Annotated in this window: 1 rRNA gene; it reads right to left on the reverse strand. The window is 47.6% G+C overall.

Going from position 1 to position 492, the window contains the following annotated elements:
* A 23S ribosomal RNA gene (locus ETC27_RS16450) occupies nucleotides 1-492 on the reverse strand; the annotation flags it as partial.

Below are 492 nucleotides of genomic sequence, written 5' to 3' on the forward strand. Positions count from 1 at the left end.
TGCACATCTTAGCCCCGTTATATTTTCCGCGCAGAATCACTAGACCAGTGAGCTGTTACGCTTTCTTTAAAGGATGGCTGCTTCTAAGCCAACCTCCTGGTTGTCACAGTAACTCCACATCGTTTTCCACTTAGATGTGACTTAGGGACCTTAGCTGTTAGTCTGGGTTGTTCCCCTCTCGACATAGGATTTTATCACCCTACGCCTGACTCCTGCGATTACACATATAGTATTCATAGTTTGATAGGGTTTGGTACCGCGGTAAGCAGCCCTAGCCCATTCAGTGCTCTACCCCTATATGCTACTACGCAAGGCTATACCTAAATATATTTCGGAGAGAACCAGCTATCACGAAGTTTGATTGGCCTTTCACCCCTATCCACAAGTCATCCGAGCACTTTTCAACGCACACCGGTTCGGTCCTCCACTGGCTCTTACACCAGCTTCAACCTGCTCATGGATAGATCACTTCGTTTCGGGTCTGCAGCATCT

The sequence above is a fragment of the Onishia niordana genome (assembly GCF_004798965.1).
Taxonomy (GTDB): domain Bacteria; phylum Pseudomonadota; class Gammaproteobacteria; order Pseudomonadales; family Halomonadaceae; genus Onishia; species Onishia niordana.